Source organism: Natrinema gari JCM 14663 (assembly GCF_000337175.1).
Taxonomy (GTDB): Archaea; Halobacteriota; Halobacteria; order Halobacteriales; family Natrialbaceae; genus Natrinema; species Natrinema gari.
Window position 1 is genome coordinate 25,816 of record NZ_AOIJ01000060.1, and the last position, 21,634, is coordinate 47,449.

Consider the following 21,634-nt stretch of genomic DNA (forward strand, 5'->3'; position numbering starts at 1 on the left):
CTGCTCCGCGCGGGGTGGCGTAACCGGTCCGCGTCAGGGCCGGTCGCGACCCTCGTCGTCGCTCGCGTGGCTCACTTCGATGCGCCGCGAAAGGCGAATAAGTAGCCAGAGCCCCGCCAGCGGTGCGAGGTACGTCAGCACGAAATCGATGCCACGTGACACTGGTGACGCGTCGTCATGGCCGGCCAGATACACGCGGTAGTACGTCCCGTTCTTGAGCTGGATCGTCGTTTTCGGGACATCTGTCTCGCCGTGTGCTCGAGCGTCGCCGCTCCGTGCGGCCTCGATGACGGGTGGCGACAGGTCGTCCGATGTCACGTGGCGGCTCACGGTTTCCAGCGCCTGATCGGGCTCGGTCCGCTCCAGGGACAACTCGACGCGATACATGCCGTCTTCCCGCTGTGCCGAACGATTGGCAACGTACGTCGGCTCGTATACGGCGTCGTCGATCCGGACGTATCGGTAGCGTTCGTCGATGGGGAGCTGCGTGTCGCCCGGATTGCTGGCGTGGACTCCCGTGGGGACAGTCGTGTTCTCGAGAACGACGCGCTCGAGTGCGCAGGGACGGACCTCCCAGGAGTCCGAACAGGCGATTTCGTCGCTGATGGGGCCGGAGATCGAGTCGGTCGCCGTTGCGTATTCGATAGCCGTTCCGTTGGTCGTCACTTCGGCGCGCTCGTACTGATAGACCGGGCCGCCGACCGGTAGTTGCGTGACCCAGACCGGTGCAGTGAGTAGCCCGAGCGCAACGACGACGAAACCGAGGTTACGACGGTCCGGTGTCAAGCGGCGGTCGGCGGGCATCGAATCTCCCTCCTCAACACAGCACAATAATAGTTGGCTTTCCAAGGGATGCGTTGCCGACTGGATAGCGGTGTATCGTCCGCTGGTCGCCGTTCCCGGCGGCGACAGCGAACAGCAACGACGAACGAAACCCAAACGTTGAATTCTCACGGCCACGTGAGCACGATAATGACTGACGTTGGGGAGTCACCACCCGTCCGCCGCCTCTCCGAGTGGGACGCGGCCGAACTGCGACCGCTCGCCGGGGAGTACGGCACGCCGCTGTACGTCCTCGACCTCGAGCGCGTTCGCCAGAATTATCGGCGGCTCGAGGCTGCCTTTCCCGACGCCGACGTTCTCTACGCGGTGAAGGCGAACGCGCTAGGCGACGTGCTGTCGACGCTGCACGAAGCGGGCGCTGGCCTCGAGTGTGCCTCCGCCGGCGAAGTACAGCGGGCGCTCGCGGCGGGTGCACCCGGCTCCGAAATTCACTACACGGCGGTTAACCCGCCCGCGGGCGACCTCGATTGGATCGTCGACGCCTGGGCGGACCACCCTGATCTGACGGTCACCGCCGGCTCCACGGACACGATCGACCGGCTGGCCGATCGGGGCTACGACGGACGCCTCTGCCTGCGCGTGAATCCGGGTATCGGCGCTGGCCACCACGAGAAGGTCGAGACGGGTGCGGCCGCGAAGTTCGGCGTCCCCGCCGAGCGCGCCGTCGACGTGCTCGTGGACGCAGCCGATCGGGGCTTCGACGTAGTGGGTATCCACGCCCACGTCGGCTCGGGCGTCTCGAGCAAGCAACGCGACGCTCACCGGGAGTTCGTCGCGCGGATGGGTGATCTCGCGCGGGATGTCGCCGGGGCCGTCGGCGGCCTCAAGTTCGTCGACATCGGCGGCGGCTTCGGCGTGCCCTATCGCGAGGACGAGACCCCGCTAGACCTCGAGTCGGTCGCGGACGCGACACGGGACGCGCTCGGCGAACTCGACGCGACGGTGACGATCGAACCCGGCCGCTACGTCGTCGCGGACGCGGGCGTGCTCCTCACGACAGTGAACACGGTCAAGGATGCCCGCGAGACGACCGTCGCCGGCGTCGACGCGGGGCTGACGACGTTGCTCCGGCCAGCGATGTACGACGCGTACCACCCGATTCGGAACCTGACTGCCGACGTGAGCGAGCGCGGCTCCTCCCGTGAACGGACTCCGCAGACCGTCGCCGGCCCCATCTGCGAGAGCGGCGACGTTTTCTGTACTGCCCGTGAACTTCCGAGAAGCGAACGCGGGGATCTCCTCGCGATCGGCAACGCGGGGGCCTACGGCTACGAGATGGCAACCCAGTACAACACCCGACCCCGACCCGCATCGGTCGTCCTCGACGACGGCGACGTGCGACCCGCGCGCCGCCGCGAGACGATCGCCGACGTACTGCGGCCGGAACGCGAGGCGCTTCCCTCCGCGAGCGCGGATCGAAAGACCGACCACGACCGAGCGACCGACACTGACAACGAATACGACCGATAGCACGATGAGTATCCCATTTCAGAAGTACCACGGCACCGGCAACGACTTTCTAATCATTCACGCGGACGAACGCGTTCCCGATCGGGGCGCGCTCGCCGAACGCGAGTGTGACCGGACCGACGGCGTCGGTGCCGACGGCATCCTCTTTCTCGCGCTCGAGGAACAGTTCAACCCGCCACGCGTCGTGATGACGCTGGTCCAGCCCGACGGCGCGACGGCACCCATGTGCGGCAACGGCGCTCGCTGTGCCGCCGAGTGGGCGATGGATCGGACGGGCACCGAGAGCGTGATGATCGATACCCAGGCGGGGACCCTCCGCGCCGAGCGTGACGGCGAGGCCGTCGTCGTCGAGATGACCGAACTCACGTTCGTCCCCGACGAGGTTCCGGTCGACGCCGACGAGCCGGTCCTCCGGGAGGAGATCGAGGGGCTCGAGGTCTCGGTCGTCAACACCGGCGTCCCCCACGCGGTGAGCTTCGTCGACGACGTCGACGACATCGATCTCGAGGAAATCGCGCCGCCGGTTCGCTACGCCGATGTCTTCCCGAAGGGGACGAACGTCTGCGTGGCCAGCCCGGACGGCTCGGGCGGGTTCCGCCAGCGAACCTACGAGCGCGGCGTCGAGGGCGAGACCGACTCCTGTGGCACTGGCGCGGTCGCCATCGCCGTCACGGCGCGTCGTCTCGGACTGACGGACGCCGATCCGGTCGCCGTCAGCCCGCCGGGCGGCGACCTTCAGGTGAGCTTCAACGACCGCGGGCGACCGACGCTCGCCGGCCCCGTCGAACACGAGTTCGACGGCGAAGTGGCCGTCGAATCCCCGGCCGAGCCGTGACGGACGCTGATGCAGCCACCGAGGCCGGGGGCACCGACGCGTTCGATCCGATCGCCTTCCTCGAGACCGCGGTCCAGCACCCCTCCCACGAGAACGTCGACCCGATGCGAGAGCTCCTCTGCGAGACGCTCGCCGACCAGGGGATCGAGCCCCGCGTCGACGAGGCCGGGACCGTCCTGGCGAGCCGCGGCCGATCGATCGAGGACGCCGAGACCCACGTCGTTTTGAACACCCACATCGATACGGTCTCGCCACACGTTCCCTTCGACCGCGATGCGGACGCTCCGGAAGCCGACGGTGCCCCGGTCGTTCGCGGCCGCGGCTCCTGTGACGCGAAGGGGCCGCTCGCAGCGCTGCTCTCGGCATTCGTCGCGGTCGAACCGACCGACGGCCGCGTCACGCTCGCGGTCACGCCCGACGAGGAGGTCCTTTCGACGGGGGCCCACGCGCTCGTCTCGAGCGACGACCCGCCCACACGGGACGCCGACGCGGTGATCGTCGGCGAACCCACCGACCTCGATGTCTGTACGGCCGCGAAGGGACGGTTTCAGGGGACGATCCACCTGTCGGGGGCGAACGCCCACGCCGCCGAACCTGAGACTGGGACGAACGCCGTCGCCGCTCTCGAGCCGGTGCTCGAGGCGATCCGGACGTTCGGCGAGCGCGCCGACGCGCCGCCGGCCCACCCGCAACTCGGCGCGGCGACGCTGACCCCGACCGTCGTCGAGGGCGGCGAGGCGACGAATCAGGTGCCGGCCGACACCGCGTTGACCGTCGACCGCCGGAGCGTCCCCCCGGAGACGGCCGACGACTTCCACGAGGCGCTGACCGCGCACCTGCGGGCCGCCGTTCCCGACGACGTCGGCCTCGCGTTCCGGTTTACCGACCGGCCGACGCCGTTCCTCGAGGCCTGGGAGACCGACCCTGACGCGGCGGTCGTCGACGTCCTCGCGGATGCCTCCGGCGGCGCGGTGCGTCCGTTCACCGCGGCGACAGAGGCCTCCTACTTCGCGTCCGCGGCCCCGACGGTCGTCTTCGGCCCCGGCGTTCTCGCCGACGACGAGGGAGCCGTCGCACACGCCCCACGTGAGTACGTCCGCGTCGATGCCGTCCGCGAAGCGGCGCGGGCGCTCGAGGCGACGGTGGCCGAACTGCTCGGGGAGCGGTCCCCGCCTGGCCGTCGCAGTTAATACTCGCTCCGGCTCGTATCCGTCACAGCCACGCTCCAGATACCGCCGAGCAGCCGTCCGTCCCGGCACGGTCCCCGGCAGATCGACCGCACTTTTTTACCGGTCTTCCACCTGTCTCGAGACGAACCGTGGTCCCCACCATCGCCGCACTCTCCGTTCCGGTACGTACTGGCACCCCGACGCCGGCGAGCGCGTCGACCGCGCTCGTCGGATCGGCGCTCTCGCAAGCGGCGTCGGTAACGCTCGCCTGGATGGTGATCACCGTCGTCGCCGCGGCCGTCCTGTTGCTCGGGGCACCGAAAGCGATGCGCGGACTTCGTGATGACCTCGTTGCCGAGCCGGACACGACGTTCGCTGTCGGATTTCTCGCCTTCTTCGGCGTGCTCGTCTGTTCCGGACTACCGCTGTTCGTCGGCACGTCACTCAAGCACTCGGGGCTGATCGCGGTCGGCCTGCTCGTGGCCACGCCAGGACTGCTCGCATGTATCGCGTTGCTGATCGGCGGCGGCTGCGTCGGCACCGTCGCCGTCGGCGATCGGCTCGGCGACCGGCTCGGATCGGAAGCGCCGTCAGCGTGGCGGGCGCTCGGACTCGGACTCCTCGCACTCGGCGGCAGCCAGCTCGTCCCGATTGCCGGCACGATCGTGACGATTGCGGTGGCGAGCGTCGGCAGCGGTGCGATCGTCAATCGCGGGACCGAAGCGTGGCGCGGCGAGCCGTTGCTCGGGGCGTCGACCGACGCTCGCACCGATCGTCGGGCGGCTCGGTCGGTAGCGCCGTCGGAACGGGACCGATCGGAACGGCGTGCCTCGAGCGACCCCACCGACAGCGGCGAAAACGCGGACCCGATCCCGGCCGTGTCCGGGACTCGATCGACTGGAAAAGCCGACCGCCGCGGCGACGCGGCGTGGGGGCTCGAGGACGGTGAGCCGGATCTCGAGACCGGCACTCGAGGGGCAGACGAGCGTCGTGGCACTGATGCGGTGTCGCGGGACGATCGTGGCGGCGAGCGCCGGGATGACGCGAACTGATCGATCGACGGCGGTGCGGCCACGCGTTTTCCGCCTCGCCGAAGGATCGGTCACGCGTAGGTCAGATAGTTCGTGAGATAGACGGTCGCGTTGAAACAGCCGTGGACTAGCGCGGGGACGAGCAGCGTCCCGCTGCATTCGTAGAGGACCCCGAAGTACAGTCCCAGCGTCGTTACCGTCCCGAGGCTGACGACGACTGCGCTGGGTTCCGACCCCATGTAGACGGGTAGGTGGACCGCCCCGAAGACGAGCCCGGTCAACACCACTGCGACCGCCGTCGGGAACGTCTCTCTGAGCCGCGACTGGAGGACGCCCCGAAACAGGAGTTCCTCGCCGGGCCCCGTCAACAGGAGCGCGAGCGGAATCCCGAGGAGGAACAGGGCCGGATACTCCCGGCCGGCCTCGATCCCGGAGTGGGTCGTCCCCTCGCTGCCGCCGAGCGGTTCGATCAGGTCGACGACCTGCTGATAGCCGACGACCGCAACGAACGCGCCGACGAGGCCGACGACCACCCAGCCGAGATCCCAGCGGGTTGGCCGTCGGAGCCGGAGGAAGTCGACGATGAACGCCCGATCGAACCCGCGCCGGCGGACGATCAGATACGACACGGCGGTTCCGCCGGCCCCGACGACGTTGAACGCCACCGAGAGCCCGATCTCGTCGACCGTTTCCGTGCTGTACCCCAGGGCGGAGAGGTGACCGACCGTACCGATCCCCGCGGCCGTCCCGCTGAGATAGCCCAGCAACCCGACTGCGAGACAGACGGTGATCGCTCGGCCACCGCGCTTGACCCGTGACCCGATCCGCCGACGCCGTTGGCTCGAGGACACACGATCACGTTGCCGGGAGACACAAAAATAGGTACTGACACGTCGGGGCACCGGCGATCGCCGTCGCGGCGATCCTACTCGAGGTCGTCGACTAACTCGCTCGCGACGCCGGTGTAGTCCGCCGGCGTCAGCGCGTGTAACTCCTCGCGAACGTCCTCGTCGACGTCCAGTTCGTCGAACATATCGCGGAAGTCCGCGAGCGTCACGTCTTTGCCGCGAGTCACTGCCTTGACGCGCTCGTAGGCGTCTGCCTGTCCCTCGCGCCGGAGGATGGTCTGGACCGCCTCGCCGATGATCTCGGGCGTGTCCGCGAGGTCGTCGCGCATGACCTGCTCGTTGGGGACGACTTTCGAGAGGCCCGCAGCGGTCTTGCTGTAGCCGATCAGGCAGTGGGCGAAGGCCCCGCCGATGTTGCGCTTGACCGTCGAGTCCGAGAGGTCACGCTGGAGCCGGGAGGTGGTGACATAGTCCGCCAGGAAGGTCAGATCGGCGTTCGCTTTCGAGAGGTTCCCCTCGCTGTTCTCGAAGTCGATCGGGTTGACCTTGTGGGGCATCGTCGACGACCCCGTTTCGCCCTCGACGGCCTCCTGCCCGAGGTAGCGATCGGAGACGTAGAGCCACATATCGAGATCGAGGTCGAGCAGTACGTCGTTCGCGCCGCGGACAGCGTCGAACAGCGCCGCCAGATCGTCACAGGGGTTGACCTGCGTGGTGAGGGACTCGAACTCGAGGCCCAGACCCGTGACGAAGTCCGCTGCGAACGCCTGCCAGTCAACGTCGGGATAGGCCGCGACGTGGGCCGCGTACGTGCCAGACGCGCCGCCGAGTTTCCCACGCAGGTCGTCGGTCGCCTGCCGGATGCGACCGGTCGCCCGACCCAGTCGCGCGGCGTAGACGGCCATCTCCTTGCCGAAGGTAGTCGGCGTGGCGGGCTGGCCATGGGTGCGCGCGAGCATCGGGAGCGCGCGGTAGTCACGTGCCATGTCGGCAAGGGTGTCTCGAACGTCGTACAGCTGTGGCAAAAGCACCTCGTTGACGGCGTCGCGGACGAGCAGCCGGTGGGCGAGGTTGTTCACGTCCTCGCTCGTCAGCCCGAAGTGGATCCACGGCGAGGCGTCGCTGTCGTCGGGGAGTCGGTGCCGGACGAAGTACTCGACGGCCTTGACGTCGTGGTTCGTCGCCTCGAACTCGGCGTGGCCCTCCGTCTCGAGTTTCTTGATCAGCTGGGCGTCCTCCTCGGCGAAGTGCTGGTAGAGCCCTCGCAGGTGGTTCCGATCGTCGAGATCGAGTTCCAGCGGCGTCGCCTCGAGTTCCGCCAGCGCGATCAGGTACTCGACTTCGACGCGAACGCGGGCGCGCATGAGCGCAGCCTCGCTCGCGTACGGCGACAGCGGTGCGGTCCGGCCGTCGTACCGGCCGTCCAGCGGCGAGACGGCGTACAGGGCGTCGGTCTCGGTCATACTTGCCGTTGGTCCGGGCCGTCGCAAAAGCGTATCGATACCGTGACCCGTCCGAGACCACGAGCGTGCATACCTTTTCGATCCCGGTAGCTAATTCGACCGTAATAATACATGGATGTGTATATATCGGCGCTCGAGACCGCAACCACTTTGCCGCTCGCGGGTGCGGACTAGACCATGACGCGAATCGCCGGGATGGCCGGCAACCGAGGGCGCAACCTGTTGAACATCGCCGACCGCGAACCGGGCGGAGCCGAGTTCGCCGTCGTTCTGACGACCGACCCGGACGCGCCGGTGCTCGAGGCCGCCGCCGAGCGCGACATCCCGACCGAGGTCGTCCCGCTCGGAGACGAACTGAGCCGCCGCGAGCACGAGGAGGCGGTACTCGAGGCGCTCAGCGACTACGAGTTCGACCTCGTCTGTCTGGACGGCTACATGCGAATCCTCTCGAATACCTTCCTCGACGAGGTGCCGACGACGCTGAACGTCCATCCCGCCCTGTTGCCGTCGTTCCCCGGCATGGACGCCTGGAGCGACGCGCTCGAGGCGGGCGTCTCGGTGACGGGGTGTACGGTCCACGTGGTCACGGATGCGACCGACGAGGACGGGGCGGTCGTCGAGGAAAAGGTCGACGCCGGGCCGATCGTCACGCAGGAGCCGATCCCGGTCTACGAGGGCGACGACGAGGACACCCTCAAAGAGCGCGTCCTCTACGAGGGCGAGTTCCGCGCCTACCCGCGGGCGGTCAAGTGGGTCGCCGAGAGCGCGGTGGACATCGACCTCGAGGCGGGCGAAGTGACGGTCGACGCCGATACCCCGACCGCGCCGGATTCGGCGGGGCTGCCCACCCGCCGACTCGTTTCGGACGACCGCGCCGACGAACTCCGCTACGGCGAGAACCCCCATCAGGACGCTGCGGTCTACGCCGACTACACCTGTGACGAGGCCAGCGTCGTCCACGCCGACCAGTTGAACGAGGGCGCGAAGGCGCTGTCGTACAACAACTACAACGACGCCGACGGCGCGCTCAACCTGATCAAGGAGTTCGACGAGCCCGCCGCGGCGGTCATCAAACACACCAACCCGGCGGGCTGTGCGACCGCCGATTCGCTCGCCGACGCCTACGAGAAGGCCCTCTCGACGGACCCGATGAGCGCCTTCGGCGGTATCGTCGCGCTGAACCGCGAGTGCGATGCCGCGACCGCCGAGCAGATCATCGACTCGTTCAAGGAGGTCGTCGTCGCACCCGGCTACACCGACGCCGCCCTCGAGGTCCTCTTCGAGAAGGATAACCTCCGCGTCCTCGACGTGGGCGAAGTGGGTGAACGGACGGAGCGCTTTACCGAAAAACCGCTCGTCGGCGGGCGACTCGTCCAGGAGCGCGACCTGCAGTCGATCTCGGCCGCCGACCTCGAGATCGTCACCGAGCGCGAGCCGACCGACGCTGAACTCGAGACGATGGTCTTCGCGTGGCAGACCCTGAAACACGTCAAGTCCAACGGGATCTGCTTTGCGGACGGCACGGAGACGGTCGGCATCGGCATGGGGCAGGTCTCCCGCGTCGACGCGGTTCGGCTGGCGGCGATGAAAGCCGACGAGCACGCCGAGGGCAAGGACGCCGAGGGCGCGGTCATGGCCTCGGACGCCTTTTTCCCGTTCCCGGACGGGATCGAGGCGGCCGCCGAGGCGGGCATCGAAGCGGTGATCCAACCGGGTGGCTCGGTCAACGACGAGGACGTGATCGAGGCCGCGGACGAACACGGCATGGCGATGGCGTTTACCGGCCAGCGGTCGTTCAGGCACGATTAGAACCGCGAGCGAAGCGAGCGGCTTTTTGATCGAGAAAAAGGTCGATGCCGCGATGGCGTTTACCGGTCAGCGGTCGTTCAGACACGACTGAGCGAAGCGACGGCGAACCAGACGTTTCGGCGACACTGACCGACAGCGGCCCATTCAGTGTCCGATCCCTGGGACTCGGATGCGGCCGACCGTTCCGCCCAGCCAGTCGCCGACCCACGCGCCGATCATGGCGAGGACGACGGCAAAGCCGACGCTGAGCAGTGTAAACGCGGCCGCGATCACGACGGTGAACGCACGAAACCCCGGCGGCGAGACCATTTCGGTGCCGATGTACAGCACCATGTCGCCGAACTGCCAGAGGACCGGCACCGCACCGATGATCCCGACGCGAGTCGCGACTCGAGAGCGGTCGGTCGCCCCCGATCCGTAGAGGTAGCCCGCCAGCAGGCCGGCGTAAAACACCGGTCCGAAATCGATCTCGGTCCCTGTCCGCACGTAGCTTGCGGTCGTAAACGGTAGCGCGGCGACGCCGGCGACGAGCGCCACTCGCCACGCGTCGTCTTCGAGCAGGGATCGGAGGACCGGGGTGCGGCTCACAGTCGTTGCTTGTTTCTGCCGAACTATAAATACAATCCATCGACACGACTGCCTCATCGTCGATGGCGGCCCATCGGACCGCGAGCGCTCGGTGGCGAGCGGGCCGTCACCGGTCGACCGCACGACGTGTCGCGGTCGATGCCGCGAAGCTATCAGGGCCGTCCCCGTTCGTGTGACTATGATCGCGAATCGTGATCGCCTCGCCACGAGCGAGGCCCGCGAGATCGCACTCGAGTGCGTCGAGGCCGGCATCGAGGCGGGCCATCCCCGAACGGTCGTCCGCGATACCGTCGCGCTCGAGGGTGAGACGCTCCGCATCGCCGACGCGACGTACGACCTCCGCGAGTACGACACTCTCGTCGTCGTCGGCGGCGGCAACGCCGCGGCACACGTTGCCGTCGCGCTCGAGGTGATCCTGGGCGATCGAATCGACGGCGGCGTCGTCGTCACGGACGATCCCGTCGAGACCGAGCGCGTGACGGTCCGGGAGGGTGACCACCCGATACCGAGCGAGCGCGGCGTCGACGCCGCAGACGATGTCCTCGCAGCGGCGGCCGCGGCCGACGGGGACACGCTCGTGCTGGCGGCGATCACCGGCGGCGGGAGCGCCCTCCTGCCCGCACCCGCGGGGGACCTCTCCCTCGACGATCTCCGGACGACCACCGACGCTCTGCTCGCCAGCGGGGCCGACATCGGCGACGTCAATGCGGTCCGCAAGCACCTCTCGGCGCTGAAGGGCGGTCGACTGGCGCGCCGCGCCGCCCCCGCGACGGTCGCCGCGGTGCTCCTCAGCGATGTCGTCGGGAACGACCCGAGCGTGATCGCGAGCGGCCCCGTCGCACCCGACACGTCGACGTTCGACGACGCGCTCGCGGTCTGCAAGCGGGACGGGATCGACGCCCCCGTCTCCGTCCAGGCTCGCCTCGAGCGCGGGGCAGCCGGTGAGATCGCCGAAACGCCCGGCCCCGACGACGCGGCGTTCGAGAGCGTTTCGAATCACATCGTCGCGGATGGCATGACCGCTCTCGACGCGGCTCGCGATGCAGCGGCCGAGCGGGGGTACGAGACGATCGTTCTTTCCTCGCGCGTTCGCGGCGAGGCTCGCGACGCGGCCGCGACCCACGTCGCGATCGCCGAGGAGGTGCTGGCGACCGGCAGGCCGGTCGCGCCGCCGGCCGTCGTGCTCTCCGGGGGCGAGACGACGGTGACGGTCCGGGGCGACGGGACGGGCGGCCCGAACCAGGAATTCGCGACGAGCGCGGCGCTCGAACTCGCGGCCGGTGGCGGCGTCGAGGACGGGGGCGAAATCGCGGTCGCTGCGGTCGATACCGACGGCAGCGACGGGGCGACCGATGCGGCGGGCGCGCTGGTCGACGGGACGACCGTCGTCGACCCCGACGCGGCGCGCGAAGCCCTCGCGGAAAACGACGCCTCTCCGTACCTCGAGTCCCGGGACGGGCTGCTCTGTACCGGCCCCACGGGAACGAACCTGAACGACCTGCGGGTCATCGGTATCGAGTAGCCCGGACACGGCCCGGAACGACTCGAGCCGGCCGACTCACCGCCAGTAGTCTCCGTCGGGCGCGAGCGGGTCGATCACGCGGCAGGCGTTTTTGGAGAAGGCACGGCGCAGCAGGTCTTCCGAGACATCGAGAGTCAGAATCTCCATGACAGCGACGTTCGGGTGACAGGCGGGTGCGCCGCTCCCGAAGAAGACGCGATCGGGGTGTTCCATGAGCGCCCGCTCGAGGTGGTCGCGATACCGGACGAAACTCGTCTCGAGATAGCAGTCGTCGTATTCGGCGAGCAGATCGATCATCTCGGTCATGAGCGACTGATCGAGCGGATAGCCGCCGAAACAGCCGACGACGACGGGAAACGAGCGCTCGAGGAGGACGTCCGCGAGCGTCTCGGGCGGGGCGTCGACGCCGCCGCGGACGATTACCGGCAGGCCGACATCGTCCAGAGCCGCGAGGACGTCGTCGTCGGGGTAGTCGTCGACGCCGGGGTCGAGGACGAACCCGTGAAAGCGGTCGTCGTACGCGTACTTCTCGATGTCTTCGGGGGACGTGTGGTAGTCCTCGCGACTGCTGACCGCGTTGCGCAGCCGGCCGGTCGCGTTCCGACCTGGCGTCTGGGTACCGTTGATTCGGGCGAAGGCGACGAACGGGCGGTCGACGCTCCGTCTGGCGACGCCGTTGTTCGGCGCGAGATAGCTCGTCTCCGCCAGCGCCGGCGGGAAGACGACCGACCGCGTGATCCCGGCCTGATGCATCTCCCGCTCGAGTCGTTCCGCCGTCATTGGTCGCCCCCCGTGGTCCCCACTGCCGTCCGTCGGCGGCAGTCGCGTCGAGACGTCGACGACGCGGAACCCGTGTTCCAACTCCAGCATCTTCCGAACCGTTTCGAGTCGATCCATATTTCCCTACCGGCTCCGTCGCCGCCCGCCGTGGCGGTCGTTCACATGCGCAATCGCAAGACGGAGCGGCGGTCGGAGGGAAAGAATTATATAGAAGTGCTGACGACATGGTTAGTGAGGATCAACGATGGCACAACAGCGACGCATGGGTGGGCAGCCCATGTTCATCATGAGCGAGGATAGTCAGCGAACGCAGGGTCGCGACGCGCAGTCGTCGAACATCATGGCCGGCAAGGCCGTGGCTGAGTCGGTACGGACGACGCTCGGACCCCGCGGTATGGACAAGATGCTCGTCGACTCCGGCGGGGATGTCGTCATCACAAACGACGGGGCGACCATCCTGAACGAGATGGATATCGAGCATCCCGCGGCACAGATGATCGTCGAGGTCTCCGACTCCCAGGAGGAGGAAGTCGGCGACGGGACGACCACGGCTGCGGTGCTCGCCGGCAACCTGCTGGGCGAGGCCGAAGACCTCATCGAGCAGGACGTCCATGCGACGACGATCGTCGAAGGATATCACGAGGCCGCCGGAATCGCCCTCGAGGCGATCGACGAACAGGTCAACGAGGCCGACGTCGACGACGAAATCCTCCGGCAGGTCGCCGAGTCGAGCATGACTGGCAAGGGCACCGGCGGACTCACCGCCGCGTCGCTGGCGGAGACGGTCGTCGAAGCGATCCGCCACGTCGATACTGACGCGGGCGTCGCACGCGACAACGTCACCGTCCACACGCAGATCGGAGCCTCGTCGAACGCGACCGAACTCGTCCCCGGAATCGTCGTCGACGAGGAACCCGCACACGACGGCATGCCGAGCGCGGTCGAGGACGCGTCGATCGCCGTTCTGGACGTCGAACTCGACGTCCGTACGGGCGACGTCGACGCCGAGTACGCCATCGACTCGATCGACCAGCTCAACGCCGCCATCGACGCCGAGGAGGGCGAACTCGAGGGCTACGCCGAGACCGTCGCCGAGAGCGGTGCCGACGTCGTCTTTACGACCGAAGACGTCGCCGACCGCGTCGCCAACGCACTCGCCAACGAGGGCGTCCTCGTCTTCGAGGGACTTGGCGACAGCGACGCCCGGCAGGTCGCCTCCGCGACCGGCGCACGCCGCGTCGGCGACCTCGACGATCTCGAGGACTCCGACTTCGGCTCGGCCGATCGGATCCACACGGAGACCTACGGCGACGACGACCTCGCGTTCGTCGAGGGCGGCGCAGCGGCCGAGACGGTCACCGTCTTCGTCCGCGGCGGCACCGAACACATCGTCGACGAACTCGAGCGCGCCATCGGTGACGCGCTCGATGTCGTCGCGACGGCGCTGGAATCCGGCGAAGTCGTCCCGGGTGCCGGCGCGACCGAAATCTCGATCGCGGACAAGATCCGCGAGGAAGCCGCCGGTATCGAGGGTCGCAAGCAACTCGCCGTGACGGCCTTCGCCGACGCGGTCGATATCGTTCCCCGCACGCTCGCGGCCAACACCGGCCGCGACCCCATCGACGTGCTCGTGGACCTTCGTGCCGCCCACGACGCCGAGGGCCGGGCCGGCCTGATCACCACGGGTGACGAGGTGACGATCGGCGATCCCTTCGAACACGGCGTCGTCGACCCTGCCGATGTCAAGCGTGAGGCCATCGAAAGCGCGACCGAGGCCGCCACGATGATCGCTCGCATCGACGACGTCATCGCCGCCGAATAACGTCGCTGCTCGCAGTTTTCGCTTCAAAACGCCCGCTTTCTTCGAACGCTTTCGTCCCGGTAACCATCATGATTAGCCGATAGTGTTAAGTGTTAACACTCACCAGTTAGAAGTATTATGTCCGGTACTGCTCCGCGAGACACACTGACGCCGATCGCCGCCACTGACGGCCGCACCGTCTACTACGACGACGATCGTGGCACCTACCACACGTGGTGTGAGGACGGCGCGTACGAGCCGGTGAGTACGGCACTTCTCATGACCGTCTCGTCGGTGCTCGGGATCGAACCGGGCGATCTCGAGGCGCTCTCCGAGTGCGTCGAACCCGACGCGCTGAACGCCCTTCTCGTTCACTGGCGCGGTGCCGGCTCCCACGCCGGTGGCGGGTCGATCACGTTCACGTTTTCGCAGTGTGTCGTCACGGTCCGTGCCGATGGCGAACTCGTGATCGATCCGGTCCGGACACACGCCGGTCCGACCGGTGAGTGATTCGGGGTTCCACCGCCGCGTTTCACCACCACTGAGCCGTCATGAGGGCGCTTCGAGGACGACCCGATCGCCGGGCGCGAGGCCGAACGCTTCCTCGCCGCGGCCCCGATTGACGTCGAGTTCCACGTACCCGTGGCTGCCGACGGTCGCGAGTCGGGCACCCGCGGACACGGCCGCGAAGGTCTCGACGGCCGGAACCGGGTCGCCGTTTACTAGGACCCGGGTCCGGCCGTCGAGGAACGATCCGGGAACGTTCGTGATCGCATTCCCGAACCCGTCGACAACCATCACCTCGCCGACTGCACGGTGCTCCGCGAGATCGGCCGTCGGAAGCTCGAGGTCGACCGTGATGGATCCCGACTCGAGACACATGAGCGAGCCGAGCGCATCGCTCTCGGCGTCGTGAACGGCGGCGGCAGCGGGAGCGAAGATATCCCGACCGTGAAAGGTCTTACTCCGCGGTGAGCGGTGGTCGTTCGACTCCGACGGTATCGTCGGCTCCACAGGACGGAGTTCGTCCTCGTCGATCACGTACGCCTCGAGTTCGCCGTCGTCGCCGCCCGCGAGTCGCCGCGCCGTGGGGCACAAAACGCCGTTGTCCGGGCCCACGAGCGTGTGATCGCCGGCACGGAGCACCAGCGCGGCCCGCTCGGTGCCGACGCCGGGATCGATCACGACGAGGTGGGTTGCCGGAGGGAAGTACGGCAACACCTCGCGAAGCCAGAACGCCGCCGTTCGAACGTCCTGCCGCGGAAAATCGTGCGCGATGTCGACCACTCTAGCAGCCGTCCGCTGTCCCAGTACGCCCTTCATCGCCGCCGGATACGGCGTGCCGAAGTCGGACGCGAGCGTAATCATGATCGGCCATACGGCGTGAGCGCCCAAAGACGGCGGGGATTCGGCGGCGGTCGCTCTCGCTCGTCACCCGGGTTCGTGCTCCGTCAGTCCCCGTTCGAGTCCGAGTCGCTGACCATCTGGATGCGCTCGATCCCGTTCATCTCCTCGACGACATCGACGACCGGTTCGGGGACGAGCGACTCCCAGTCGCCGCCCGTGATCATCCGCTCGCGGACCTCCGACCCCTCGAGGACCTCGCGGTTGAACATCGGCGACTGGCGGATCTCGATGTCGGCCTCGCGGAAGAGTTGGATCACGAGCGGATTGTTCGAGTAGGCCACGTCGAAGTCGGGACTCATGCTCTGGACGTGGCTGACCCACACCGAGTTGCGTTCGAGGTCCTCGATCGGCACGGCGTAGGTGACGAGATCGAACTCGACGAGCGACTTCGTGATCATCATGATCCGTTCGCCCGCCGTAAACGGGTTCCGGACGGTATGCGAGTCGTCGGCGCTGCCGATCCCGAGGACGAGTTCGTCGACGTCCGCAGCGATCTGCTCGACCATATTCCGATGGCCGTTGTGAAAGGGCTGAAAGCGACCGATGTAGAACCCCCGAGTCATGCCGGTCACTGCACGGGCGCGGCGCTTAAGGGTGGCGAGTTTACCCCAAGCCGAGCGGTCGCCATCCCAATCGATCCGTGCCGACGTTCCGCCGACCCTGACACTGCTCGACGGGGACTGATCAGGTAACTATATATTCCTTCTCGGGTAATACTGTATTAAACGAACCGGTCTCATCGGCTGCTTTCCGCTTTCGACCGCTGTTCCGCCCGGTATCACCGACTGACACCATCCTCCGCATGGAGAAAGTATATCAGTCGCAATCCCTTCGAACCAGATACCGAACAGAGTTCTATGAGTAACGATACGAACGTTGACGACCCTCCCGAAGACGCCTCGGACACTGCTTCCGATGGGACCGACCCCGTCGAGCAGCCCGAGCGTCAGGGAGACCGGTCGCCGCTCGAGGAGGACGGTGACCGTCGCACCGACGTCGACGATCCGATCGACGAGTTCGAGCCGTCGTCCGACGAGGACGACGACATCGAGACCGTCGAGGACCTCGGGAGTACCGTCGAGGTCGATCCAGGCGTCGAGGTCGACGAGGAGATCGCCGAGGACGATCTGCTGGGCGGTCTGAAGATCGATTCGACCGAGGACATCGAAGTCCCCGATCGGCTCGTCGATCAGGTCATCGGCCAGGACGAAGCGCGAGATATCATTATCAAGGCGGCGAAGCAGCGCCGGCACGTCATGATGATCGGTTCGCCGGGGACCGGCAAATCGATGCTGGCGAAGGCGATGAGCCAACTGCTTCCGAAGGAGGACCTTCAGGACGTCTTAGTCTATCACAATCCCGACGACGGCAACGAACCGAAGGTTCGAACCGTTCCTGCCGGAAAGGGAGAACAGATCATCGACGCCCACAAGGAGGAGGCCCGCAAGCGCAACCAGATGCGCTCGATCCTGATGTGGATCATCATCGCCGTCGTTATCGGCTATACGCTTCTGGCAGGCGCAGAGCTCCTGCTTGGCATCCTCGCGGCGGGGCTCGTCTGGCTGATCTTCCGCTACACTTCCCGCGGGACCGATGCGATGGTGCCCAACATGATCGTCAACAACGGCGATCAGCGCGTCGCGCCCTTCGAGGACGCGACCGGTGCCCACGCCGGCGCACTGCTCGGTGACGTCCGCCACGATCCCTTCCAGTCCGGCGGCATGGAGACGCCGAGCCACGACCGCGTCGAACCGGGCGCGATCCACAAGTCCAACAAGGGCGTGCTGTTCGTCGACGAGATCAACACGCTCGACATCCGCACCCAGCAGAAGCTGATGACGGCCATCCAGGAAGGCGAGTTCGCCATCACGGGCCAGTCCGAGCGCTCCTCGGGCGCGATGGTCCAGACCGAACCCGTCCCCTGTGACTTCATCATGGTCGCCGCCGGGAACCTCGACGCCATGGAGAACATGCACCCCGCGCTCCGCAACCGGATCAAAGGGTACGGCTACGAGGTCTACATGGACGACACCATCGAGGACACCCCCGAGATGCGGCGCAAGTACGCCCGCTTCATCGCCCAGGAGGTCGAGCGCGACGGCCGCCTGCCTCACTTCACCGACGAAGCCGTCGAAGAACTCATCCTCGAGGCGAAACGCCGCTCGGGCCGCAAGAACCACCTCACGCTGCTGTTCCGCAGCCTCGGTGGGCTGGTCCGCGTCGCGGGCGACATCGCCCGCGCGGAGGATCGCGAGTACACCACCCGTGAGGATGTCTTGCAGGCGAAGAAACGCTCGCGCTCGATCGAGCAACAGCTCGCCGACGACTACATCGAGCGCCGCAAGGACTACGAGCTGCAGGTCAACGAGGGCGGCGTCGAGGGCCGCGTCAACGGCCTCGCCGTCATGGGCGAGGACTCGGGCATCATGCTACCGGTCATGGCCGAAATCGCCCCCGCACAGGGCGGCGGGCAGGTCATCGCCACCGGCAAACTGCAGGAGATGGCCGAGGAGTCGGTCCAGAACGTCTCCGCGATCATCAAGAAGTTCTCCGACGTCGATCTCTCGGAGAAGGACATCCACATCCAGTTCGTCCAGGCCGGCCAACAGGGTGTCGACGGCGACTCCGCTTCCATCACGGTCGCGACCGCCGTCATCTCGGCACTGGAGAACATCCCCGTCGACCAGTCGGTCGCGATGACCGGCTCGCTGTCGGTGCGGGGTGACGTCCTCCCGGTCGGTGGGGTCACCCACAAGATCGAGGCCGCCGCCAAGGCGGGCTGTACGAAGGTCATCATCCCTGAAGCGAACGAACAGGACGTGATGATCGAAGAGGAGTACGAGGACATGATCGAGATCATCCCCTGTGCGAACATCAGCGAGGTCTTGGACGTCGCCCTGATGGGCGAGCCGAAGAAGGACTCGCTGGTCGACCGTCTCAAGTCGATCACCGGGACGGCGTTCGATCAGGGCACCGTCGGCTCCGCCGGCGGGTCGAACCCGAGCCCGCAGTAAATGGCGCAGTGGGCGACGTTCATCGGCATCACCGGCGTCGTCCTCGCGCTCCTGCTCGTTTTATCGCATCTGACACAGTCCGCGTTTCCCGACGGCGATCCCGACTCGAGCGACGGCGAACCCCGGGCGAACGCGACGACCGTCGCCGAGACGGTCGACGGGACGGATACCTCGCAGTCGCTTGACGCCGAGTCGGCGGCCGGTTCGGACGGGGACGAGCGGCCGGCCGTCGCGAGGGACAGTGAGTCGGCGCGAGACGATCGCTCCGCCGATACCCCGTCCGATGCCGCGGGCGATTCACGTGGTGTGTCGCTCGAGTCACACGGGCAGCGACGGCCGGCCGACCGCGGCGTCGATCCGGACTCGCTGTCGACCGGTTTGGTTCTCGCGAACGTCGCCTTCTCGCAGGGCCTGTTCGCGCTCGTATTACTCGGGGCCGCGGTCTACACTGCCGTTCCAGCCGCGGCGCTGGGGATCGAGTTGTCCGTCGCGTATCTCCGATCGGGGCTGCTCTGGGGGACGGCCGCCGGATGCGTCTTCTACGTCGCGAACGAACTCGCTGGGGCGGCGGCGACCCGCGTCGGATTCGACCACAACGAGGCACTCCGGGAGCTATTGTCTCCCGACTCGCTCGCGGGCTGGCTCGTCCTGTTGGTGGGCGTGCTCCCGATCATCGCCTTCTTCGAGGAGTTCCTCTTCCGGGCGGCGCTGATCGGCGTCCCCGCCGCCGCCGGCTACGGACTCTCGCCGTGGCTGCTCGCGGTCGGGTCTTCGATCGCGTTCGCGCTCGGCCACGGCATGCAGGGCTCGGTCGGCATCGTCGTCACCGGACTCCTCGGATTCGTCCTCGCGGCCGTCTTCATCGTCACCGGGAGTCTCCTGGTGATGGTCGTCGCCCACTACCTGATCAACGCCCTCGAGTTCGTCGTCCACGAAGGGATCGGTCTCGAGTGGGCGGCACCCCTCGAAGGCTAAGGGTCGTTGCAAGCACGATTTCGGTCTGCAGTCTGCACCGCGTTTTTCGTGCCGACCCCTCCGTCTCGCATGAGTTATGTCTCCCGGTGACCCTCGTCGTCTCCTATGAGTTCTGACACTGGTCCGACCTCGTATCGTGGGTCGCCCCGCCGTCGTCGGTACGGACAGTACGGCGGTCAACGGGTGTCACTGGTCTGCATCGTCACGATCAGGAACCGGGTTTCGCGCGGTAATCTCCTGTAGCTCCTCGCCTGATAGTAGATCCTCAACAGCAGGCGGACGGTCGGCCTCGGGACAGGCATCGTAGAGTACATCGACGAACATGTCGGCACGTTCGATCGCGTGGGCCAGCCGCCGAGCGTCAGCCTCGGTGATGCGGTCAGCGTTCCGCGCCTTCTTTGAGGCTTTCTGGAACTCGTAGTAGAGGTTGGCAGCCGCTGCCTCCAACTCGAAGGACAGCAAGTCCCGACCAACCCCTGCGAGTGCCTGAATCTGATCATCATCGCTGTCGTCAGCCATCGAACTGGCCCTCCGCTGCGTCCCCTGCGATCACCGATCGTACGGCTGCCGTCGGGATCAAGACCCATACTGGCCTCGATGGAGTCAGATATCCATGGCGTCCGACACCGCTCCAGTCGTTCTCCTTTTCGATGCCCTTGACCTCGAGCGATCGGTCATTCATCTCGGCGATGACGAGACCGTTACTGAGGACGTCGAGGCCAGAACTGCAGTCCGTGTCGGCACGTTCTTGTGCCGCGATATTGGATTTCTTCATGCTTCGTGGAGCGCACGAAGCGCGGGGTCGGTGCCTTCAACACCGGCCTTACTTTCTGGGGCATCTCGCGCTTCCTGTTGCCAATTATGGGGTTCTTCAGATGCGGGAACGCTACCATATATACGAATGGCGCTGGAACCGGACAACCAAGAAATGGCGAGGCGAAGAGCGATGCTCACGGACACCGAGCGTGAGTTGTTAGACGCCGATGAGAAGTCGGACCGGTACTATCAGGCAGTTTCGCGCGTCAGACGAAAGATCAACGAAGAGCTAACCGAGGATGTGCAGCTTCTCGAAGAGAACCATCCAGAGCTATTGACGGAACTGCGTGACGTGGTCTGTGAAGACGACTGAGAACGTTCAGCGAAAACTGACGAGACGGGATCCAGTTTGAGAAACGAGCAGGCCATTGAGTGAATCGGGTGTGGTTCTCGCAGCCCTGCTCAGCGAAAGCAATGACGTGCATTGAGACGAATCCGTCTTTTTGGCTCCTTCCCATCATGAAGGGATGGGATTTCCCGAAGGGGAGTTCAAGATTGCGCGTTTCCTCGCCTCTCAAGTACGCTTTCGCGTAGGGTGTTCAACGGTCGCCGTCCGGTTCCGACCCCGAGCGTGCGTTCCAGCGCGTACAGCCCGGTCAAATCCTCAATCGTGTCGGCTTCATCCACGGCTAAGGCCGTGGGCTTTCGCCTTGAACAATTGTAACAACTGCTAAGGGTCGGGAGTGGGTTGGTAGCGCATGGAACTGCCTGCTGGATCGACGACCCGCTCTCGAGCGGTTACCGGCCTCATTCTGGGGTACTTCGCCGTGTTCGCCTACGCGACGATCACGAACGATCCGCTGGCGGCGACGGTTACGCAACTCGTCTTCGGAATCGTCGCGATCGCCGTGGGGGCGATGCTGTACGGGCAGCGGTCGGCACCGCGGACAGCGCTGACCGCGGCCGCGGGCTGTCTCGTCGCGGGCGGTGTGTTGACTATCGGTGCCGTCCTCACGCAGTCGGCCGTCGTCGACGGTCTCTCGTCGCTGCTGGTCCTTCTCGGACTCGGCTGCTACATCTATGCGGTCTGGCGTGCGAACTGAACGAGTACGGCAACCGATGGGCTTTCGGTCGTCGCTCACGCGCTCATCCGGAGCACTTGCGCCGTCGGGAGCGTCCAGCCGTAGGTGACGGCGGCGATGCGCGTTCCGACCGTCACCGCCGCACAGATCGCCGCGGCGACGCTGCCGGTGCCCCCCAGCAGGGTGATGACCCAGTACGTCCCGCCGCCGAGCACCTGTCTCTTATACACATCTCTGATGG

The 21,634-nt window shown here is 66.6% G+C and carries 21 protein-coding genes and 1 pseudogene; 12 read left to right on the forward strand and 10 right to left on the reverse strand.

Annotated features, from left to right (window positions below):
- Positions 1-33 precede the first annotated feature (33 nt).
- Positions 34-804 carry a hypothetical protein gene (locus tag C486_RS14080; RefSeq protein WP_008457236.1) on the reverse strand — a complete coding sequence of 257 codons (771 nt, stop codon included), beginning with the start codon at positions 802-804 and terminating at the stop codon, positions 34-36.
- A 168-nt stretch (positions 805-972) separates the two neighbouring features.
- On the opposite strand from C486_RS14080, the gene lysA reads away from it, so the two are divergent.
- The 4 genes from lysA (at position 973) to C486_RS14100 (ending at position 5,369) form a co-directional block, all read left to right on the forward strand.
- Positions 973-2,313: a diaminopimelate decarboxylase gene (gene lysA / locus C486_RS14085; protein ID WP_008457237.1), complete on the forward strand. Its 1,341-nt coding sequence runs from the start codon at positions 973-975 to the stop codon at positions 2,311-2,313.
- Between the two features lie 4 nt (positions 2,314-2,317).
- Positions 2,318-3,148, forward strand: coding sequence for a diaminopimelate epimerase (gene dapF / locus C486_RS14090; RefSeq protein ID WP_008457238.1), 831 nt, complete (start codon positions 2,318-2,320; stop codon positions 3,146-3,148).
- A complete protein-coding gene (locus C486_RS14095; protein ID WP_008457239.1) occupies positions 3,145-4,338 on the forward strand; it encodes a M20 family metallopeptidase in 1,194 nt (397 codons plus the stop codon). Before dapF ends, C486_RS14095 begins: the two co-directional genes overlap by 4 nt.
- Positions 4,339-4,466: 128 nt before the next feature.
- Positions 4,467-5,369, forward strand: a complete 903-nt coding sequence (locus C486_RS14100; protein ID WP_008457240.1) for a hypothetical protein — start codon at positions 4,467-4,469, stop codon at positions 5,367-5,369.
- 50 nt (positions 5,370-5,419) lie between these two features.
- On the opposite strand, the gene C486_RS14105 is transcribed toward C486_RS14100, so the two are convergent.
- Positions 5,420-6,199 (reverse strand): CPBP family intramembrane glutamic endopeptidase, encoded by a 780-nt coding sequence (locus tag C486_RS14105; protein WP_008457241.1) that lies wholly within the window; start codon positions 6,197-6,199, stop codon positions 5,420-5,422.
- A 74-nt stretch (positions 6,200-6,273) separates the two neighbouring features.
- Positions 6,274-7,659 (reverse strand): adenylosuccinate lyase, encoded by a 1,386-nt coding sequence (purB, locus tag C486_RS14110; protein WP_008457242.1) that lies wholly within the window; start codon positions 7,657-7,659, stop codon positions 6,274-6,276.
- A 177-nt stretch (positions 7,660-7,836) separates the two neighbouring features.
- Between purB and purH the strand changes: the two genes are divergently transcribed.
- Complete coding sequence (purH, locus tag C486_RS14115; RefSeq protein WP_008457243.1) at positions 7,837-9,468, forward strand: bifunctional phosphoribosylaminoimidazolecarboxamide formyltransferase/IMP cyclohydrolase; 1,632 nt, start codon at positions 7,837-7,839, stop codon at positions 9,466-9,468.
- A gap of 144 nt (positions 9,469-9,612) precedes the next feature.
- On the opposite strand, the gene C486_RS14120 is transcribed toward purH, so the two are convergent.
- Positions 9,613-10,056: a DUF5518 domain-containing protein gene (locus C486_RS14120; RefSeq protein ID WP_008457244.1), complete on the reverse strand. Its 444-nt coding sequence runs from the start codon at positions 10,054-10,056 to the stop codon at positions 9,613-9,615.
- 178 nt (positions 10,057-10,234) lie between these two features.
- Here C486_RS14120 and C486_RS14125 point away from each other — a divergent pair, with 178 nt between their 5' ends.
- Positions 10,235-11,578: a glycerate kinase type-2 family protein gene (locus tag C486_RS14125; RefSeq protein WP_008457245.1), complete on the forward strand. Its 1,344-nt coding sequence runs from the start codon at positions 10,235-10,237 to the stop codon at positions 11,576-11,578.
- A 36-nt stretch (positions 11,579-11,614) separates the two neighbouring features.
- On the opposite strand, the gene C486_RS14130 is transcribed toward C486_RS14125, so the two are convergent.
- The gene (locus tag C486_RS14130; protein ID WP_008457246.1) at positions 11,615-12,475 is read right to left on the reverse strand and encodes an amidohydrolase family protein; all 861 of its coding nucleotides are present in this window, start codon (positions 12,473-12,475) and stop codon (positions 11,615-11,617) included.
- Positions 12,476-12,635: 160 nt separating this feature from the next.
- Between C486_RS14130 and thsA the strand changes: the two genes are divergently transcribed.
- Positions 12,636-14,180 carry a thermosome subunit alpha gene (thsA, locus tag C486_RS14135; protein ID WP_049910588.1) on the forward strand — a complete coding sequence of 515 codons (1,545 nt, stop codon included), beginning with the start codon at positions 12,636-12,638 and terminating at the stop codon, positions 14,178-14,180.
- 117 nt (positions 14,181-14,297) lie between these two features.
- Positions 14,298-14,669 carry a HalOD1 output domain-containing protein gene (locus tag C486_RS14140; RefSeq protein WP_008457248.1) on the forward strand — a complete coding sequence of 124 codons (372 nt, stop codon included), beginning with the start codon at positions 14,298-14,300 and terminating at the stop codon, positions 14,667-14,669.
- 39 nt (positions 14,670-14,708) lie between these two features.
- Here the strand turns inward: C486_RS14140 and C486_RS14145 are convergent, their stop codons facing one another.
- The gene (locus C486_RS14145; protein WP_008457249.1) at positions 14,709-15,527 is read right to left on the reverse strand and encodes an SAM hydrolase/SAM-dependent halogenase family protein; all 819 of its coding nucleotides are present in this window, start codon (positions 15,525-15,527) and stop codon (positions 14,709-14,711) included.
- Between the two features lie 83 nt (positions 15,528-15,610).
- On the reverse strand, positions 15,611-16,129 hold the full coding sequence (locus C486_RS14150; protein WP_008457250.1) for a nicotinamide-nucleotide adenylyltransferase: 519 nt from the start codon (positions 16,127-16,129) through the stop codon (positions 15,611-15,613).
- A gap of 294 nt (positions 16,130-16,423) precedes the next feature.
- Between C486_RS14150 and lonB the strand changes: the two genes are divergently transcribed.
- The gene (gene lonB / locus C486_RS14155) at positions 16,424-18,580 is read left to right on the forward strand and encodes an ATP-dependent protease LonB (protein ID WP_008457251.1); all 2,157 of its coding nucleotides are present in this window, start codon (positions 16,424-16,426) and stop codon (positions 18,578-18,580) included.
- Positions 18,581-19,555 carry a CPBP family intramembrane glutamic endopeptidase gene (locus tag C486_RS14160; protein WP_008457252.1) on the forward strand — a complete coding sequence of 325 codons (975 nt, stop codon included), beginning with the start codon at positions 18,581-18,583 and terminating at the stop codon, positions 19,553-19,555.
- A 186-nt stretch (positions 19,556-19,741) separates the two neighbouring features.
- Here the strand turns inward: C486_RS14160 and C486_RS14165 are convergent, their stop codons facing one another.
- Together C486_RS14165 and C486_RS14170 are read right to left on the reverse strand one after the other, a co-directional pair.
- Positions 19,742-20,074, reverse strand: coding sequence for a hypothetical protein (locus C486_RS14165; RefSeq protein WP_008457253.1), 333 nt, complete (start codon positions 20,072-20,074; stop codon positions 19,742-19,744).
- Positions 20,067-20,330 (reverse strand): hypothetical protein, encoded by a 264-nt coding sequence (locus tag C486_RS14170; protein ID WP_008457254.1) that lies wholly within the window; start codon positions 20,328-20,330, stop codon positions 20,067-20,069. The genes C486_RS14165 and C486_RS14170 overlap by 8 nt, the downstream gene beginning before the upstream one ends.
- A gap of 171 nt (positions 20,331-20,501) precedes the next feature.
- Here C486_RS14170 and C486_RS14175 point away from each other — a divergent pair, with 171 nt between their 5' ends.
- On the forward strand, positions 20,502-20,684 hold the full coding sequence (locus C486_RS14175) for a hypothetical protein (RefSeq protein ID WP_206536974.1): 183 nt from the start codon (positions 20,502-20,504) through the stop codon (positions 20,682-20,684).
- 385 nt (positions 20,685-21,069) lie between these two features.
- The gene (locus C486_RS14180) at positions 21,070-21,414 is read left to right on the forward strand and encodes a hypothetical protein (RefSeq protein ID WP_008457257.1); all 345 of its coding nucleotides are present in this window, start codon (positions 21,070-21,072) and stop codon (positions 21,412-21,414) included.
- Positions 21,415-21,449: 35 nt separating this feature from the next.
- On the opposite strand, the pseudogene C486_RS22835 reads toward C486_RS14180, so the two are convergent.
- Positions 21,450-21,611: pseudogene (locus tag C486_RS22835) on the reverse strand (trimeric intracellular cation channel family protein); the annotation flags it as partial.
- Positions 21,612-21,634 lie beyond the last annotated feature (23 nt).

What these genes read in the sequence shown, in the direction of transcription:
- C486_RS14140 (WP_008457248.1), top strand. Translation starts at nt 14,298, where the DNA reads ATGTCCGGTACTGCTCCGCGAGACACACTGACGCCGATCGCCGCCACT.
- lysA (WP_008457237.1), top strand. Translation starts at nt 973, where the DNA reads ATGACTGACGTTGGGGAGTCACCACCCGTCCGCCGCCTCTCCGAGTGG.
- C486_RS14150 (WP_008457250.1), bottom strand. Translation starts at nt 16,129, where the DNA reads ATGACTCGGGGGTTCTACATCGGTCGCTTTCAGCCCTTTCACAACGGC.
- C486_RS14125 (WP_008457245.1), top strand. Translation starts at nt 10,235, where the DNA reads ATGATCGCGAATCGTGATCGCCTCGCCACGAGCGAGGCCCGCGAGATC.
- C486_RS14180 (WP_008457257.1), top strand. Translation starts at nt 21,070, where the DNA reads ATGGAACTGCCTGCTGGATCGACGACCCGCTCTCGAGCGGTTACCGGC.
- C486_RS14175 (WP_206536974.1), top strand. Translation starts at nt 20,502, where the DNA reads ATGCTCACGGACACCGAGCGTGAGTTGTTAGACGCCGATGAGAAGTCG.
- C486_RS14160 (WP_008457252.1), top strand. Translation starts at nt 18,581, where the DNA reads ATGGCGCAGTGGGCGACGTTCATCGGCATCACCGGCGTCGTCCTCGCG.
- C486_RS14080 (WP_008457236.1), bottom strand. Translation starts at nt 804, where the DNA reads ATGCCCGCCGACCGCCGCTTGACACCGGACCGTCGTAACCTCGGTTTC.
- thsA (WP_049910588.1), top strand. Translation starts at nt 12,636, where the DNA reads ATGTTCATCATGAGCGAGGATAGTCAGCGAACGCAGGGTCGCGACGCG.
- C486_RS14145 (WP_008457249.1), bottom strand. Translation starts at nt 15,527, where the DNA reads ATGATTACGCTCGCGTCCGACTTCGGCACGCCGTATCCGGCGGCGATG.
- lonB (WP_008457251.1), top strand. Translation starts at nt 16,424, where the DNA reads ATGAGTAACGATACGAACGTTGACGACCCTCCCGAAGACGCCTCGGAC.
- purB (WP_008457242.1), bottom strand. Translation starts at nt 7,659, where the DNA reads ATGACCGAGACCGACGCCCTGTACGCCGTCTCGCCGCTGGACGGCCGG.
- C486_RS14170 (WP_008457254.1), bottom strand. Translation starts at nt 20,330, where the DNA reads ATGAAGAAATCCAATATCGCGGCACAAGAACGTGCCGACACGGACTGC.
- C486_RS14130 (WP_008457246.1), bottom strand. Translation starts at nt 12,475, where the DNA reads ATGGATCGACTCGAAACGGTTCGGAAGATGCTGGAGTTGGAACACGGG.
- purH (WP_008457243.1), top strand. Translation starts at nt 7,837, where the DNA reads ATGACGCGAATCGCCGGGATGGCCGGCAACCGAGGGCGCAACCTGTTG.
- C486_RS14165 (WP_008457253.1), bottom strand. Translation starts at nt 20,074, where the DNA reads ATGGCTGACGACAGCGATGATGATCAGATTCAGGCACTCGCAGGGGTT.
- dapF (WP_008457238.1), top strand. Translation starts at nt 2,318, where the DNA reads ATGAGTATCCCATTTCAGAAGTACCACGGCACCGGCAACGACTTTCTA.